The sequence below is a fragment of the Mesorhizobium tamadayense genome (genome assembly GCF_003863365.1).
Classification (GTDB): Bacteria; Pseudomonadota; Alphaproteobacteria; order Rhizobiales; family Rhizobiaceae; genus Mesorhizobium; species Mesorhizobium tamadayense.
This window is the reverse complement of the sequence record NZ_RQXT01000017.1, coordinates 17039-33634: the sequence shown is the minus strand read 5'-3', so window position 1 is coordinate 33634 and position 16596 is coordinate 17039. Positions and strand designations below refer to the sequence as shown.

At 64.6% G+C, this 16596-nt stretch carries 11 protein-coding genes and 1 pseudogene; 2 read left to right on the top strand and 10 right to left on the bottom strand.

The features are described from left to right. The first annotated feature begins 48 nt into the window (after positions 1-48). On the top strand, positions 49-1032 hold the full coding sequence (locus tag EH240_RS15555; RefSeq protein WP_124999642.1) for a complex I NDUFA9 subunit family protein: 984 nt from the start codon (positions 49-51) through the stop codon (positions 1030-1032). 71 nt (positions 1033-1103) lie between these two features. Here the strand turns inward: EH240_RS15555 and EH240_RS15550 are convergent, their stop codons facing one another. Continuing rightward, on the bottom strand, positions 1104-2498 hold the full coding sequence (locus EH240_RS15550) for a cytochrome P450 (RefSeq protein ID WP_124999640.1): 1395 nt from the start codon (positions 2496-2498) through the stop codon (positions 1104-1106). A gap of 104 nt (positions 2499-2602) precedes the next feature. After that, positions 2603-2818 carry a hypothetical protein gene (locus EH240_RS15545; RefSeq protein WP_124999638.1) on the bottom strand — a complete coding sequence of 72 codons (216 nt, stop codon included), beginning with the start codon at positions 2816-2818 and terminating at the stop codon, positions 2603-2605. Here EH240_RS15545 and gyrB point away from each other — a divergent pair. After that, positions 2793-5264 carry a DNA topoisomerase (ATP-hydrolyzing) subunit B gene (gene gyrB, locus EH240_RS15540; RefSeq protein ID WP_124999636.1) on the top strand — a complete coding sequence of 824 codons (2472 nt, stop codon included), beginning with the start codon at positions 2793-2795 and terminating at the stop codon, positions 5262-5264. The genes EH240_RS15545 and gyrB overlap by 26 nt on opposite strands. Before the next feature lie 80 nt (positions 5265-5344). Here the strand turns inward: gyrB and EH240_RS15535 are convergent, their stop codons facing one another. From EH240_RS15535 to EH240_RS15500, 8 genes and pseudogenes are all read right to left on the bottom strand, one after another. After that, positions 5345-6742 (bottom strand): NAD(P)(+) transhydrogenase (Re/Si-specific) subunit beta, encoded by a 1398-nt coding sequence (locus EH240_RS15535; RefSeq protein ID WP_124999634.1) that lies wholly within the window; start codon positions 6740-6742, stop codon positions 5345-5347. A 1-nt stretch (position 6743) separates the two neighbouring features. Beyond that, the gene (locus tag EH240_RS15530; protein WP_124999632.1) at positions 6744-7166 is read right to left on the bottom strand and encodes an NAD(P) transhydrogenase subunit alpha part 2; all 423 of its coding nucleotides are present in this window, start codon (positions 7164-7166) and stop codon (positions 6744-6746) included. Then, a complete protein-coding gene (locus EH240_RS15525) occupies positions 7166-8419 on the bottom strand; it encodes a Re/Si-specific NAD(P)(+) transhydrogenase subunit alpha (RefSeq protein ID WP_124999630.1) in 1254 nt (417 codons plus the stop codon). Before EH240_RS15525 ends, EH240_RS15530 begins: the two co-directional genes overlap by 1 nt. Before the next feature lie 87 nt (positions 8420-8506). Then, entirely contained in the window at positions 8507-8731 is a 225-nt protein-coding gene (locus tag EH240_RS15520) for an aa3-type cytochrome c oxidase subunit IV (RefSeq protein WP_124999628.1), read from the bottom strand. A 145-nt stretch (positions 8732-8876) separates the two neighbouring features. Next, positions 8877-9026, bottom strand: a complete 150-nt coding sequence (locus tag EH240_RS15515) for a DUF3096 domain-containing protein (RefSeq protein WP_124999626.1) — start codon at positions 9024-9026, stop codon at positions 8877-8879. Positions 9027-9169: 143 nt separating this feature from the next. Continuing rightward, positions 9170-10135, bottom strand: coding sequence for an N-acyl amino acid synthase FeeM domain-containing protein (locus EH240_RS15510; protein ID WP_245436075.1), 966 nt, complete (start codon positions 10133-10135; stop codon positions 9170-9172). 210 nt (positions 10136-10345) lie between these two features. Continuing rightward, a complete protein-coding gene (locus EH240_RS15505; protein WP_124999624.1) occupies positions 10346-12661 on the bottom strand; it encodes a putative bifunctional diguanylate cyclase/phosphodiesterase in 2316 nt (771 codons plus the stop codon). 139 nt (positions 12662-12800) lie between these two features. After that, positions 12801-16304, bottom strand: a pseudogene (locus tag EH240_RS15500) (indolepyruvate ferredoxin oxidoreductase family protein); the annotation flags it as partial. Positions 16305-16596: the final 292 nt, after the last annotated feature.

The window sequence follows — 16596 nt, the reverse complement described above, 5'->3', positions numbered from 1 at the left end:
ACGGATTAAGAAGCGGCTCTAGCCAAGCTTTTGCGCGCGGAGCCAACCATGACCGAAATCCTGCAGACCCCCAAGCTTGTCGTCGTCTTCGGCGGCTCGGGATTCGTCGGCCGTCATGTCGTTCGCGCGCTCGCCAAGCGCGGCTACCGTATCCGGGTCGCCTGCCGGCGGCCCGACCTTGCCGGCCATGTGCAGCCGCTCGGCAATGTCGGTCAGATCCAGCCAGTGCAGGCCAATGTGCGCGTGCGCTGGTCGGTCGACCGCGCCGTGCAGGGCGCCGACCATGTCGTCAACCTCGTCGCCATCCTGCACCAGACCGGCCGGCAGAAATTCGGCTCCGTACACGAGTTCGGCGCGCGCGCCGTCGCGGAAGCCGCGCGCTCGGTCGGCGCCGGCCTCACCCATATCTCGGCGCTCGGCGCCGATTTGAACTCGCCGTCGGACTACGCACGCACCAAGGCGCTCGGCGAGAAGGCGGTGTTCGAGACGATTCCCGACGCCGTGATCTTCCGGCCGTCGATCAATTTCGGACCCGAGGACAGCTTCTTCAACCGCTTCGCCAACATGGCGCGCTACTCGCCTGTCCTGCCGCTGATCGGCGGCGGGCAGACAAAATTCCAGCCGGTCTATGTCGGCGACGTCGCCGAGGCCGTGGCGCGCTCGGTCGACGGCAAGGTCGAGGGCGGCCAGATCTATGAACTCGGCGGCCCGCAGGTTCTGACCTTCAAGGAATGCATGGAGGAGCTGCTTGCCGTGGTCGACCGCAAGCGGATGCTGTTGCCCGTTCCGTGGTGGGTGGCGAACCTGCAGGCCTCGATCCTTCAGCTGCTGCCCAATCCGATGCTGACCAAGGACCAGGTGCTGCAGCTGCGCGAGCACAATGTCGTCTCCGAAGAAGCCGCTAACGCTGCCAGGACGCTCGCCGGCCTCGGCATCCAGCCGCAGGCGATCGCCACGATCCTGCCGAGCTATCTCTGGCGCTTCCGCGCCGCCGGCCAGTTCCAGCAGCGCCGCCCGATAGCCGACCGATAATCAAACGCGCGCTAGTATTTGTTTTACGCAATTCCGGACGGAAGGCTACGGCGAAGTCGCCGAGCCTACCGTTACACACTTTTCCTGGAATTGCTCTGGCCGCGGCGTGAAACCTGCATCGGCAGGCCGCCCTGCGGCTGCGTGGTCAGCTTCTGCACCGGCCATGGCCGGGTTTCGGCCGTCACGTCGAAGCGGAAGCGCGACAACAGGATGGCTAAAGCGATGATCGCCTCCTGCATGGCGAAGCTGGCGCCGATGCAGACGCGCGGCCCGGCGCCGAAGGGCAGGTACTGGAAGCGGTCGATCCTGTCGCGGTTTTCCGGATGGAAGCGCTCCGGCATGAAGGCGTCCGGCCTGTCCCACAGCTTGCGGTGGCGATGCACGACCCAGGGCATCACCAGCACGGCGGCGTGTTTCGGGATGTAGAGGCCGTTCCACGTCTCCGGCTCGATCGGCTCGCGGTTGATCGAGGGCGCCGGCGGATAGAGCCGGAGCGCTTCCTCGAAGGCGGCGCGGGTGAGCGGCATGGCGTCCAGCCATTTCGTCGGATCGGGCTCCCTCGCCAGCACCGCATCGATCTCCTGCTCGATCCTGTCGCGCTCCCAGGCCGCCTCGGCGAGGCAGTAGATCGTCCAGCCCAGCGCCCGCGCCGTGGTCTCGTGACCGGCGCCGATGAAGGTGATGATGTTGTCCTCGACTTCCGCGCGGGTCAGCCCGTCCGGCCCTTCGGCCTTCAGCAGAAGCGTCAGGAAATCCTGCGGCACGCCGTCGGGATCGCGCTTCAGCCGCTCCTCGCGCATCCTCACCGTGCCGGCGACGATGTTGCGGAAATAGGCCATGGTCTTGCGGCCGCGGATGCGGGTGAGGCGCGGCAGCCATTCCGGCGCGCGCAACAGGTCGAGCGGGTCGACACGACCCATGGTTTCGAACAGGTGGTCGATCTCCTTGGCGAAGCTGCCCGGCTCGTCGGCGATCTCGCCGGAAAACAGCGTCTCGGCGAGGATGTCGTAGGTCAGCAGCGTCATGTCATGGGCGATGTCGGACGTGCCGCCGGCCTCGTAGCGGGTGACGAATTCCAGCGTGCGCCTCAGCATCGGCTCGGCGAAGCCGAAGATGTGGCGCGGCGTGAACACCGGCGCCATCGCCTTGCGCGAGCGCTTCCACACTTCGCCCTCTGCGGTGAGCAAGCCGTCGCGCAAGATCGGGCGCAGGATCAGCTGGCGCACCGTCGCCATCTTGTAGTTCCTGGCGTTGTCGACCAGCACATGGCGGATCAGGCCGGGATCGTTGGCGACGACCAGCGGCCCGCCGATGCCGGTCACCGATATCCAGGGCTCGTTGTAGGTATGCTCGCCCCACAATTCGAGCGGATTGCGGTAAACGATGCGCATCATTTCCAGCGTCGAGGGCGGCGTGGTGCGCGGCTTCGGCGCCGGCGGCACGAAGGGGGCGGGCTTGGTGTCCATTGGCATGCTCCGCTGGCAGCCAAATGTAATGCGCGGCGAAGCGGGCGTCCATGTGACGAACGGCAAGGCCTTTGCGCCGGCTTTTGCAAGTGTCGGCGCGTTCTTTACGGCTTGCGCGTCGCTCGCCGGCCAAAGACCACGAAAGCAATCTCGATCCCGGTTGCCGCCAGCCGGCAAAATGCCCGCAAAACCTTGGAAAAACGGCCATTTGCGCCTATATCTAGGACATCAAAACGGCGCGATTCGGCGCCATTTTTCCGCGCCGGATCAGCGACATCAATCAGACAGGTATTTATGAGCGACCAGACCGAGAGCGCCATTGGCGCGGAAGCCGAGTACGGTGCCGATTCCATCAAGGTTTTGAAGGGGTTGGACGCCGTCCGCAAGCGGCCGGGCATGTATATCGGCGACACCGATGACGGCTCGGGCCTGCACCATATGGTCTACGAGGTGGTGGACAACGCCATCGACGAGGCCTTGGCCGGCCACGCCGACCTCGTCTCGGTGACGCTCAACCCCGACGGCTCGGTGACCGTGATCGACAATGGCCGCGGGATTCCGACCGATATCCACTCCAGCGAGGGTGTTTCGGCGGCCGAGGTCATCATGACGCAGCTGCATGCCGGCGGCAAATTCGACCAGAATTCCTACAAGGTCTCAGGCGGCCTGCACGGCGTCGGCGTGTCGGTGGTCAACGCGCTGTCGGCCTGGCTGAAGCTCAAGATCCGCCGCAACGGCGAGATCTTCGAGATGGGCTTCACCCACGGCAATGCCGACGCGCCACTCAAGGTGACCGGCACCTATGAGCAGCACAAGCGCCCTGGCACCTATGAGGGCCGCAGCGGCACGGAGATCACCTTCTTTCCGTCGGCCGAGACTTTCACCATGGTCGAGTTCGACTATGGCACGCTGGAGCACCGGCTGCGCGAGCTCGCCTTCCTCAATTCCGGCGTGCGCATCGTGCTGACTGACGCGCGCCATGCCGACCTCGTGCGCCACGAGCTGCATTATGACGGCGGCCTCGAGGAATTCGTCAAATATCTCGACCGGGTCAAGAAGCCGCTGATCGAGAAGCCGATCGCCATCCGCGCCGAGCGCGACGGCATCACCGTCGAGGTGGCGATGTGGTGGAACGACAGCTACCACGAGAATGTGCTGGCTTTCACCAACAACATCCCGCAGCGCGACGGCGGCACGCATCTGGCCGGCTTCCGCGGGGCGCTGACCAGGCAGATCACCGGTTATGGCGAGTCCTCCGGCCAGACCAAGAAGGAGAAGGTTTCTCTCACCGGCGACGATTGCCGCGAAGGCCTGACCGCGGTGCTCTCGGTCAAGGTTCCGGATCCGAAATTCTCCTCGCAGACCAAGGACAAGCTGGTCTCATCGGAAGTCCGGCCGGTGGTGGAAAGCCTAGTCAGCGAGGCGCTCGGCACCTGGCTGGAAGAGCACCCGGCCGAAGGCAAGGTGGTGGTCGAGAAGGTGATTCAGGCGGCCGCCGCGCGCGAGGCGGCGCGCAAGGCACGCGACATCACCCGCAAGAGCTCGCTCGGCGTCACCTCGCTGCCCGGCAAGCTCGCCGACTGCCAGGAGCGCGATCCGGCGAAGTCCGAGATCTTCATCGTCGAGGGCGACTCCGCAGGCGGCTCGGCCAAGGGCGGCCGCTCGCGCCAGAACCAGGCGATCCTGCCGCTGCGCGGCAAGATCCTGAACGTCGAGCGGGCGCGCTTCGATCGCATGCTCAGTTCCGACATGATCGGGACGCTGATCACCGCGCTCGGCACCTCGATCGGCAAGGACGAGTTCAACGCCGACAAGCTGCGCTACCACAAGATCATCCTGATGACGGACGCCGACGTCGACGGCGCCCATATCCGCACGCTGCTGCTCACCTTCTTCTTCCGGCAGATGCCGGAGCTGATCGAGCGCGGCCATCTCTACATCGCCCAGCCGCCGCTCTACAAAGTGACCCGGGGCAAGAGCTCGCAATACCTCAAGGACGAGAGCGCCTATGAGGAATATCTGATCAACTCCGGATTGGAGGAGGCCTCGCTGACGCTCGGCTCCGGCGAAGTGCGGACCGGACAGGATCTGCGCAGCGCCATCGACGACGCGCTGGCGGTGCGCCACCTGATCAACGGGCTGCACACGCGCTACAACCGCAGCGTCGTCGAGCAGGCCGCGGTCGCCGGCGCGCTCAACTCCGACGTGCTCGCCGATCTCGGCAGCGCCAACGCCATGGCCGAGCGCGTCGCCAGGCGGCTCGACCTGATCGCCGAGGAGACCGAACGGGGCTGGACCGGGCACCTGTCGACCTCCAATGACGGCTCGGGCGGCTATGTCTTCGAACGCACGGTGCGCAGCGTCAAGGACTCAGTCCAACTCGATGCCGGGCTGATCAATTCTGCCGACGCCCGCCAGCTCGACCGCTACGCGCCGCGTCTCGCCGAAGTCTACGCGGAGCCTCCGGTGCTGCGCCGCAAGGAGGTTTCAGAAGTCGTTTCGGGACCGCTGGCGCTGCTCAACGCAGTGTTCGCCACCGGCCGCAAGGGCCTGACCATGCAGCGCTACAAGGGCCTCGGCGAGATGAATGCCGAGCAGCTCTGGGAAACCACGCTCGACCCGAACGTGCGCTCGCTGCTGCAGGTCAAGGTGAACGACGCGACCGACGCCGACTCGCTGTTCTCGCGGCTGATGGGCGACGAGGTGGAGCCGCGGCGCGAGTTCATCCAGGACAACGCGCTGTCGGTCGCCAATCTGGACATCTGAAATGGATCCGGCCGACAGCCTTGTGCAACAAAAAAGCCCGGCGGACTGCCGGGCTTTTTTGTTGCAGAAGCTGTGGCTGATCAATGATCAAAAGCCTTGACGATTTCCTCGGTCATCTTCTTGGCGTCACCGAGCAGCATCATGGTGCCGTCCTTGTAGAACAGCGTGTTGTCGATGCCGGCATAGCCGGAGCCGAGCGAGCGCTTGACGAACAGGCAGGTGCGGGCCTTGTCGACGTCGAGGATCGGCATGCCGTAGATGGGCGAGGCCTTGTCGTCGCGCGCGGACGGGTTGGTGACGTCGTTGGCGCCGATGACATAGGCGACGTCGGCCTGCGCGAATTCGGAGTTGATGTCCTCCAGTTCGAACACCTCGTCATAGGGCACGTTGGCCTCGGCCAAGAGCACGTTCATGTGGCCGGGCATGCGGCCGGCGACCGGATGAATGGCGTATTTGACCTCGACGCCGTTCGCCTTGAGCTTGTCGGCCATCTCGCGCAGCGCATGCTGCGCCTGGGCGACCGCCATGCCGTAGCCGGGCACGATGATGACCTTCTGCGCGTTCATCATCAGGTAGGCCGCGTCGTCGGCCGAGCCCTGCTTGACGGTGCGCTCGATGCCGTCGTTGACCACGGCCGCCGTCTCGCCGCCGAAGCCGCCGAGAATGACCGAAATGAAACTCCGGTTCATTCCCTTGCACATGATGTAGGACAGGATCGCACCGGACGAGCCGACCAGCGCGCCGGTGATGATCAGCGCCAGGTTGCCGAGTGTGAAGCCAAGCGCTGCCGCCGCCCAGCCGGAATAGGAGTTCAGCATCGACACCACGACCGGCATGTCGGCGCCGCCGATCGGGATGATCAAAAGCACGCCCAGCACCAGCGAGGCGATGACGATCAGCCAGAAGACGAGCTTGGATTCGGTGGCGACGAGCAGCACGATCAGCACCACCAGGGCGACGCCGAGCGCGATGTTGATCAGGTGGCGGCCGCCGATCATGATCGGCTTGCCGGACATGCGGCCGTCGAGCTTCAGGAAGGCGATGACCGAGCCGGTGAAGGTGATGGCGCCGATGGCGACGCCCAGGCTCATCTCGACAAGCGCCTGGGCATGGATGTCGCCCGCCGTGCCGATGCCGAAGCTTTCGGGCGCATAGATGGCCGCGGCCGCAACCATGACGGCGGCGAAGCCGACGAGGCTGTGGAAGGCGGCGACCAGTTGCGGCATCGAGGTCATGGCGATGCGGCGGGCGACATAGGCGCCGACACCGCCGCCGATGGCGAGGCCGAGCACGATCAGGCTGAAGCGGCCGGCCGAGGGCAGCGCCAGCGCCAGCGTGGTGCAAAGAGCGATGCCCATGCCGATCATGCCGTAGAGATTGCCCTGGCGGCTGGTTGTCGGATGCGAAAGCCCGCGCAGCGCCAGGATGAATAGGATGCCGGAAACCAGGTACAGGAAGGAAGCGAGATCGACGGTCACGTCACTTTTCCTTCTTCTTGTACATGGCGAGCATGCGCTGGGTAACGAGGAAGCCGCCGAAGATGTTGACCGAGACCAGCACCAGGGCGACGAAGCCGAAGCCCGAGGCAAGGCCGGAGGCCGCGATGCCGACGGCGAGCAGCGCGCCGACGACGATGACCGAGGAGATGGCGTTGGTGACGGCCATCAGCGGCGTGTGCAGCGCCGGCGTCACCGACCAGACCACATAATAGCCGACGAAGATCGCCAGCACGAAGATGGCGAAGCGGAAGACGAAGGGATCGATGGCGCCGCCCGAGAGCGCATGCGCGGCGTTGCCGGCAGCCTCGGCGCCGGCGGGCGCATTGGCCAGATCCTGCACCGCGAGGCGAACGGCGGCGGCCGCCTGATCGAGCTGGTCGAGGGCTTTCTGCAGCTGTTCCATCACACGGTCCCCTTCGGCTTGGCAGCGGACTTCTTCTTCGGCGTCGGTTTCTTGTCAGCGGCATCCGCGACTAGGAACGTGGCCGGGATCGCAGCCGGTTCCGTGCGCGGCGCCTCGGCGGCGTTGGCGAAATTGGGGTGCACGACCTTTCCGCCATCGGTCAGCATCGTCGCCTTGACCAGCTCGTCGTCGCGCTTGATGGCAAGCTCTTTCGCCGCCTTGTCGACCATCGTCTCGAGGAAGGCGTAGAGATTCTTGGCGTAGAGCAGCGAGGCCGACGCCGCGACGCGGCCCGGCACATTGAGATGGCCAACGATCTTGACGCCGTTTTCGGTCGTCACGACCTTGCCGGGCACGGCGCCCTCGACATTGCCGCCGCGCTCGACCGCGAGGTCGACGATCACCGAGCCCGGCCGCATCGAAGCGACCATGGCGGCCGAGACCAGCTTCGGCGCCGGACGTCCAGGGATCAGCGCCGTGGTGATGACGATGTCCTGCTTGGCGATATGCTCGGCGGTGAGGGCCGCCTGCGTGGCCTGATATTCCTTCGACATTTCCTTGGCGTAGCCGCCAGCGGTCTCGGCCGCCTTGAACTCCTCGTCCTCAACGGCCAGGAATTTTGCGCCGAGCGACTGCACCTGCTCCTTCACCGCCGGGCGCACATCGGTGGCGGTGACGACGGCGCCAAGACGGCGCGCGGTGGCGATCGCCTGCAGGCCGGCGACGCCGACGCCCATGATGAAGGCCCTGGCCGCCGGCACGGTACCGGCCGCCGTCATCATCATCGGCAGCGCGCGGTCATATTCGGCTGCCGCGTCGATCACCGCCTGGTAGCCGGCAAGGTTGGCCTGCGAGGAAAGCACGTCCATCGACTGCGCACGCGTGATGCGCGGCATGAACTCCATCGAAAAGGCGGTGACGCCGGCCTTGGCCATGGCGGCCACCGCCGCGTCGTTGCCGTATGGGTCCATGATGGCGATGACGGCCGCACCCGACTTGTAGCCCTTCAGCTCGGCATCGGTCGGCCGGCGCACTTTCAGCACCACATCGGCCTTCCTGGCGTCGGCCGCCGCTCCGATCGCGCCGCCGGCGCTGGCGAAATCCAGGTCGGGGATGCGGGAGCCGAGACCGGCACCCTTTTCGACGATCACCTCGAAGCCCAGGCCCACCAGCCGTTTCACCGTCTCAGGCGAGGCTGCGACACGCGGCTCGTTCGCGTCAAGCTCACGAGGGATGAATACCGTCTGCCCCACCGCATGATCCTTTCGGCTGGAACCTTGCTGCGCAAGGCGTCGGCCGGGACCTCCGGCGGAACGTCGAACGCAATGGTTTTGGAGAGTCTACCGCAGAATGAAATAGCCGAGGGCCATGATCAGGATGAACAGGATGGTCCCCGAAAAGAACCCACCGACGAAGAAACCGAAAGCCATTGCCAGGAGGAGGGCGGCGCAGGTGAGCGAACCGTATTTGGCAAGCGCGAGGAAGCCCCTGTAGGTGCGGTCATGCTCGGCATAGTCCATCTGCGCGCCTAGCTCGACAGGACCGGTCGGCGTGTGATCAGCCATAGGAATACCCCTTCGAAAATGCCTTCGAGGCACATAGCGAAAAGCCGGACCAAGAGCAATGGCGCGATTGCCGCACGGCCGGCGACAACAGCCTCAAATGAAAGTTGAAATTGGGACGGAACGCCGGCGGGGCGATTCCTGGGCCTCAGCCGGCGAGCTGCGGAAACAGCCCGAGCAGGCCGACGACGATCAGGTAGAGCGCGACGATGTAGTTGAGCAGGCGCGGCATCACCAGGATCAATATGCCGGCGATCAGCGAGATCAGCGGCGCGAGCGCAAGCGAGTGGATGGTCATGACCGTATTCCTTCCCATGAACAACCCGATATGAGCCGGCGAAACGCCTGCTGGGCAAGAATGCGGCGTCGCCCGATCGCGACGCCGCTACTCGTAACGCGGGAATCGCAGGAAAGGTCCATGATGCGCGCAAGGACGCCCGTTCAGGCGGCGTCGCGGTAGTATTTCGCCGTCGGCACGATGGACAGGGGGGTCAGCCGGTTGATGGCCGGATTGGCGAACATCATCCGCTGCTCCACCGGCGTCGACTTGAAGAACGGGAACCGTTCAAGCGTCTGGCGCAAGTTTTCGCCGCAGGGGATCTCGAACAGAGCGATCGGCGCAAGAACGCCCGGAAACACCTTGCCCTCGGTCCGCTGCACGGCATGGAAGATGCGGGTATAGTAAGCGGAATGCTCAACCTTGACCGGCGTGAGAACCGCGGTCTGGCCAAAGTAGCTGGACGCCACCATGCCGAGCCTGAGTGTCAGGAAAGGCAGGACCCCCGGCGCAGGCGCGCTGTCTGAATCGGTTGCAAAGCGGGTTCCGTCGATGAAAGTCTCTCCGCGGGCAAGCCGCTCGGCCAGTATTTCCGGATAAGCGTCGACGGAGGGCGAATAGGGGTGCTCGCTGGAAATGTAGTGGAGCCGCAGCGTGCTGACCAAGTGGCCGTCGAAATAGACGCCGAACCGGTAGGAATTCGGCAGGTTGTCCCAGCGATCCTCGAACATCCCGCTGGCGATCGGACCGCACATGCCTGAGCGCAGGTAGGATTGATAGCGAAGGCGGTAGATCGCCTCCAAATCCTCGCCCCCTGTGATGAGACGATAATCGACATGCTCCAGCAATTGCATGATCGAACGATTCAGCGCCGATCCAGCATTTGCGCCGGCGCCAGCCTGCGCATCGTTTCCCGCAGCATCCATTACCAAGTCCTCGTATCCGCCTGTGAATAGGCTATTCGAGTCGAAATGAGACACAAGCCGAAAATTCAACCCTGCTGATTTACCTTTCGTTAACCTTAACAACCGGCGGAACTCCCTTCCGACAAAGTTGCGCGCCGATCGGGCGCCCAGAACTAAACTCACGCTTGATGTGGAGGAGGTCACGAATTCGGCAGCGGGAAGCACCGATCCGGTTCAGAATCCGATAGAATCGTCGATCTACTAAAGATAGCTGACCTTATGCAGTTTTCGATAGAAACCTTCCGCGCTTCGACGACGATTATTTGGAAGCTAACCACCAAGATCGGGCTTTAAAGCTTCTGCTTTTGTGCAAACCGCCGTGCGGTCAAAGCAACGCGCATTATCAGTCCTGGTCGGCGAAATTTACGAAATACGCTACCTGGCTGTCCGCTTGGCGGCGAGACGCAGGTCCGCGGCGAATGGCCATGTGACGTTCGACATCGTCTCGATGCCGGACGCGCTGAGCGCGGCACCGAAGAGGAACCCTTGCACGAGGTCCGGTTTGACCGAATGCACCAATATCTTCAGCTGCTCGAAGGTCTCGACCCCTTCGATGGTGACGGTAAGGCCCAGCGTCCGGGTCAAGCCGACGATACCCTTCAGAAGGTCGAGCGACTTGGGACTCTGGGTCACGTCGATCAGAAAGGAGCGGTCGATCTTGATCTTGTCGAGCGGCAGCTTGTGCAGGTAGCTGAGGCTGGAGTAGCCGGTGCCGAAGTCGTCGAGCGCGATGCGGACACCCAGGGTCTTCAGCTCCTCGATCAACTCGCGGGTCAGCGATTTGTCGTCGAGCAAGGCAGTCTCCGTGACCTCGATCTCGAGCCGGTGCGGCGCAAGGCCAGCGGCCGCCAGGGCATCGCGCACCTTCTGCACGACCTCGCGGTTGCGGAAATCCTTGGCCGAGAGGTTGATCGAGACGCTGGTCTGGGCCGGCCATTTGGCGCATTCGGCGCAGGCCGCCTGCAGCACGAAGCTGCTGATCTCGGAGATGATGCCCATCTCCTCGGCCAGCGGAATGAAGATGCTCGGCGAAACCGGGCCGAGATCGGGATGATCCCAGCGGCAGAGCGCCTCGCAACTGGCGATGCGCATGGTGCTCATGGACACGATCGGCTGGTAGACGACACGCAACTCCTTGGCTTGCACGGCGCTGCGCAGGTCGGCCTTCATAAGCTGGCGGTTGCGGAAGGCGGCATCCATCGATGCCTCGAACAGCCGCCAGCTGTTCTTGCCGAGCTCCTTGGCCTTGTAGAGCGCAAGGTCCGCCTTGACGATCATGGCATCGACGTCGGTGTCCTTGACAATCGACAACACCGCGCCGCCGCTGGTCTGGATGCGTAGACCGTGGCCGGCAACGTCGACCTCGCCCTGCAAGTCCGCGAAGATATCGTCGAGCAGGCTGCTGAGATGGCTCTCATCCTCGATGCGGTCGAAATAGATCATGAACTCGTCGCCGCCGAAGCGGCTGACGTTGATGCCAGGCCCGGCGACCGCCGCCAGCCGCTCGGCCACGGCGTAGATCAACCCGTCGCCGACCGGGTGGCCGAGCGTGTCGTTGACGCTCTTGAAATCATCGAGGTCGAGCACCGCCAGGCCGCAGAGCCGGTCGCGGTCGCCGGACGCCATGGCCTCGCCGGCCAGCTCGTGGAAGTAGGCGCGGTTCGGTAGACCGGTGAGGTTGTCGTAGCGCGCCATGAAACGAATCTTTTCCTCCGCCTCGACGCGGGCCGTAACGTCCTCGAAGGTGATGACGCCGAGTTCCTGGCTGCCTTCGCGCGCGGAGAATTCGTAGTGCTGGCCGTTGGCGAGCGAAACCAGCACCTTGCGGTCCCGGCCTTCGCGCAGAGCGCGCGTCAGCTGCGCCTCGATGTAGCGGCAGTCCTTCGGCGCCAGCATGCCGCCGGCGACGCCGCGCATCAGAAGGCCGTGGATCGAGCGCCCGAGAAGCGCGTCGGCCGATTTCAGCGACATCAGGTGGGCGGCCTCGGCATTGGCGACCGCGACGCGCCCGTCCGGGCCGAGCATGACCAGGCCGTGAGACATGGTATTGAGCGCGCGGTCGAACCTGCGCGTCAGGTTCCTCGCCTGCTTGTGGCCGATGACCGCCGAGAACAGCACGTTGCGGACATGGTCGGCGCCTGTGATGGTGATGAACGTCATCGGGATAATCATCAGGCCGAGGACGACGGAGGGCGCGTCCATGCGCAGCAGGAGCGCGAGAGCGGCCGGACCGATGAAGGTGACGGAAAAAATCCGCACCATGCGCGGAGACCCGTAGTTGCGGGCGACAACCGTGACCAGGGTCGCCAGGGTCAGCGACATCGCAGCCAGCTCGGCAAAAGGATCGGGATATACATAGATCGACACGAAGCACAGCGAGCCCAACCCGAGGCCCTGCAAGCAGCCCTTGAGGATGTAACTGCGCTCCAATCGCTGCGCGTGCTCGACATCGGCAATCACGCCGCCTGTCTTCAGGAAGCCGCGAATGCCGAAGTAACGGATAAGGCTGACGGAGAGCAGAGCAAAAGAAAACGCCAGGAACAGGGGGTTGCGCGTGCGCAGATAGATCATGACCCCGAGGATCGAGTAGCACGCGCCGCCGATCAACAACATGTGCGCGTTGTCGAACAACGACCGCACAAATTGGATATAAACATCCGCGGGGATGCTTTCGGTCTTTGTTCTGCCCATATGGTCGGCCCAACGCTAAGCCTTGTCATGACACAACCGCCTTAAGAAAGGCTTAGAACAGCGGCTTCGGCAGCCCGCCAAGGCGCGGGAACAATGGGACAGGCTGGTAAATCAGGCTTCGGACAGACAGTCGGCGCAATCACTCCGCCGCGCGGAGAACCGGCTCCGGCGCGGCCTTTCGCAGGCGTTCGAGCAGCCTGGAGCGCTCGCCGGCGGCCTTCTCGGCGCTGGCCTGCCGGACATGGCCATAGCCGCGGACGAGCGCCGGCACGGAGGCGAGAGCGGCGGCGGCCTCGATCCTGCCCGGCGCAAGTACTGCGGCGATCAGCTCGAGATCGCCCTCGTATTGCGCAAGCAGCTGCCGCTCGGCGCGCCGTTCGGCGGTATGGCCGAACAGGTCGAACGCCGTGCCGCGAAGGCCTTTCATACCGGACAGCAGCCGAAATGCCTTCATCATCCAGGGGCCGAAGCTCGATTTCCTCGGCTTGCCGTCATTGCCGCGCCGTCCGAGGATCGGCGGCGCGAGGTGGAATTCCAGCCTCTCGTAGCTCTGGAACTGCCTTGCGAGATCGGCGGCGAAGGCGCCGTCGGTGTAAAGCCGCGCCACCTCATATTCGTCCTTGATCGCCATCAGCTTGAACAGGTTTTTCGCGGCGGCCTCGGTCACGGACGTCGAGCCGGGAACCGCTCTCGCCTCGGCGGCACGCAACGCGGCGACCCTGTCGGCGTAGCGCTTGCCATAGGCCGCATTCTGGTAGGCGGTGAGGAAAGCCACGCGCCGGGCGATGATGTCGTCGAGCGTTTCGGCGGCCGCGGACGCCGGCTTGCCGGTCTTGCTGACTAAGTTGCGCACGAACTCCGGCTGGTGCGCGGCGCGACGGCCCCAGCGGAAGGCGGCGACGTTCATCTGCACGGCTTCGCCGTTCAATTCTATGGCCTTTTCAACGGCTTCGGCCGACAGCGGCAGCCCGCCATGCTGGAAGGCGAAGCCGAGCATGAACATGTTGGCGCCAAGCGAATTGCCGAACAGCGCGGTCGCCGTGCGGGTGGCATCGAAGAAGTGGGCCCTGTCGTCGCCGGCGGCAGCGCGGATCGCCTTCTTCAGCCGCTCGATCGGCAGGGAGAAGTCGGCGGAACGGGTGAATTCGCCGGGCATGATTTCGGCGGTGTTGGCGAGGAACACGGTATTGCCCTCGCGCACCGCGGCGAGCACTTTCTTGGCGCCGGAGACGACGAGATCGCAGCCGAGCACGAGATCGGCCTTGCCGGCAGAAACGCGGATGGCGTGGATGTCCTCGGGCGTCGGGGCAATGCGGACATGAGTGAAGACCGAGCCGCCCTTCTGGGCAAGGCCCGCCATGTCGATCATGCCGCAGCCCTTGCCTTCGAGATGGGCGGCCATGCCGAGCACCGCGCCGATGGTGACGACACCGGTGCCGCCGACGCCGTCGATGATCGCCGCCCAGCCCTGGTCACCGAGCGGGAATTCGGCGGGCGCGGGCACGCCGTCGAGCGGATCGGCCTTGCCGGCAATGCCTTCGGCCTTCCTGATCTTGGCACCGTGCACCGTCACGAAGGACGGGCAGAAGCCGTTGAGGCAGGAGAAATCCTTGTTGCAGCTCGACTGGTCGATCCGGCGCTTGCGGCCGAATTCGGTCTCGACCGGCTGGATCGAGACGCAGTTCGACTGAACGCCGCAATCGCCGCAACCCTCGCAGACCAGCTCGTTGATGAAGACGCGCTTGTCGGGGTCTGGGAAGGTGCCGCGCTTGCGACGGCGGCGTTTCTCGGCGGCGCAGGTCTGGTCGTAGAGGAGCACCGACACGCCTTTCACGCTGCGCAATTGGCGCTGGACGAGGTCGAGATCGTCGCGGTGATGGATGGTGGCGCCGGCCGGGAAATCGGCCTTGCCGGCATATTTGTCCGGCTCGTCGGTGACGACGGCGATGCGCTCGACGCCCTCGGCGCGCACCTGCCTGGCGATCATATCCACCGTCAGACCGCCTTCATGCGGCTGGCCGCCGGTCATGGCGACCGCGTCGTTGTAGAGGATCTTGTAGGTGATGTTGGCGCCGCTCGACAGCGCGAAGCGGATCGCCAGCGCGCCCGAATGGTTATAGGTGCCGTCGCCGAGATTCTGGAAGATATGGTCGCGCTTGGAGAACGGCGCCTGGCCGACCCATTGCGCGCCCTCGCCGCCCATGGCGGTGAAGCCGACGGTGTTCCTGTCCATCCACAGCGCCATGAAGTGGCAGCCGATGCCGGCGGCGGCGAGCGAGCCCTCTGGCACCTTGGTCGAGGAATTGTGCGGGCAGCCCGAGCAGAAGAAGGGCGTGCGCGAAGCGATGTCGACGGTGTCGGCGAGCATCGCCTGGAACTGGCGCAGCTTCGCCACTCGCGCGGCTATCTCCTCCGAGGGGCCAATGGTGCGCAGGATCCGCTCGCCGAGCGCGATCGCGATCTCGTTCGGGTCGAGCGCGCCCTTGGCCGGAAACAGCCAGTCGCCGCGCTCGTCCTTCTTGCCGACGATGGCCGGCTGGATGGCGGAGCCGTAGAGGTTCTCGCGCAGTTGCACCTCGATCAGCGAGCGCTTCTCCTCGACGACGACGATGGTGTCGAGGCCGCGGGCGAAGTCGGCGATATGCTGATAATCGAGCGGCCAGGGGCAGCCGACCTTGAACAGGCGGATGCCGATGCGGTTGGCAGCCGCTTCGTCGACGCCGATGTCCTCGAGCGCCTGGCGGACGTCGAGATAGCTCTTGCCGATGGTGATGACGCCGAGCTTCGGGTTGCGGCCGCCCGAATAGACGATCCGGTTCAGTCCGTTGGCCTGGATGAAGGCGGAAGCGGCGGCGCGCTTATACTCATGCAGCCGCTCCTCCTGGCCGAGCATGTCGATCTCGTGGCGGATGTTGAGGCCGCCGGGCGGCATGTCGAAGTCCGGAATGACGATGTTCAGCCGCTCGATCGAGGCGTCGACCGAGGCCGTCGATTCGATGTTGTCCTTGACGCATTTGATCGCCGCCCAGGTGCCGGCGAAGCGCGACATGGCAAAGCCGTAGAGGCCGTAGTCGATGATCTCCTGGACGCCGGCCGGATTGAGGATCGGCGCCATGGTGTCGACGAACAGGAATTCGGTGGCATGCGCGTTGGTCGAGGACTCGGCCATGTGGTCGTCGCCCATCAGGGCGAGAACGCCGCCATTTCTCGACGAGCCGGCGAGGTTGGCGTGGCGGAAAACATCGCCGGAGCGGTCGACGCCCGGTCCCTTGCCGTACCAGACGGCAAAGACGCCGTCATGCGTGCCTTCGCCGAGCAGCTCGGTCTGCTGCGACCCCCAGCAGGCAGTGGCGGCGAGCTCTTCGTTGAGGCCCGGCTGAAAGACGATGTCGGCCTGCGCAAGCTGCCTCTTCGCTCGCCAAAGCTGCATGTCGAGGCCGCCGAGCGGCGAGCCGCGGTAGCCGGAAACGAAGCCTGCGGTGTTGAGGCCCGCGCGGCGATCGCGCTCACGCTGCATCAAAAGCATGCGCACGACGGCCTGCGCGCCAGACAGGAAGACGCGCTCCTTGCCGAGGTCGAACTTGTCGTCGAGCGCGACGTCATGCAGCGTCATCAGGCATTTCCTCTGCGGAGGCGCCTCAGATCAGGCGGCCAACGTCGGAGTGGGACGTCGCAGTCTTTCTTCCCTTGCGGGAGAGGTCAAACAAAATCGCAGAGGCCAGACGGGACGCAACAAATGGTCCGGGTGAAACCGCGCGGCGCATTTAAGTTGAAGCTAAACGCTTCATGAAGCACGAAAATTTCGGTGGCCGGCGCCTTGTGTTTGAGCACGATCTTTTCCGAACCGGAGGTTCGGGATCGTGCTCCAGGGTGTGTTGAGATTCAGGTCAGGCCGAGCCGAGAATGGTGGCTTCCGAGAACCGGAGCGGAGCGTA

What these genes read in the sequence shown, in the direction of transcription:
- EH240_RS15555 (WP_124999642.1), top strand. Translation starts at nt 49, where the DNA reads ATGACCGAAATCCTGCAGACCCCCAAGCTTGTCGTCGTCTTCGGCGGC.
- EH240_RS15550 (WP_124999640.1), bottom strand. Translation starts at nt 2,498, where the DNA reads ATGGACACCAAGCCCGCCCCCTTCGTGCCGCCGGCGCCGAAGCCGCGC.
- gyrB (WP_124999636.1), top strand. Translation starts at nt 2,793, where the DNA reads ATGAGCGACCAGACCGAGAGCGCCATTGGCGCGGAAGCCGAGTACGGT.
- EH240_RS15545 (WP_124999638.1), bottom strand. Translation starts at nt 2,818, where the DNA reads ATGGCGCTCTCGGTCTGGTCGCTCATAAATACCTGTCTGATTGATGTC.
- EH240_RS15530 (WP_124999632.1), bottom strand. Translation starts at nt 7,166, where the DNA reads ATGGAACAGCTGCAGAAAGCCCTCGACCAGCTCGATCAGGCGGCCGCC.
- EH240_RS15520 (WP_124999628.1), bottom strand. Translation starts at nt 8,731, where the DNA reads ATGGCTGATCACACGCCGACCGGTCCTGTCGAGCTAGGCGCGCAGATG.
- EH240_RS15515 (WP_124999626.1), bottom strand. Translation starts at nt 9,026, where the DNA reads ATGACCATCCACTCGCTTGCGCTCGCGCCGCTGATCTCGCTGATCGCC.
- EH240_RS15505 (WP_124999624.1), bottom strand. Translation starts at nt 12,661, where the DNA reads ATGGGCAGAACAAAGACCGAAAGCATCCCCGCGGATGTTTATATCCAA.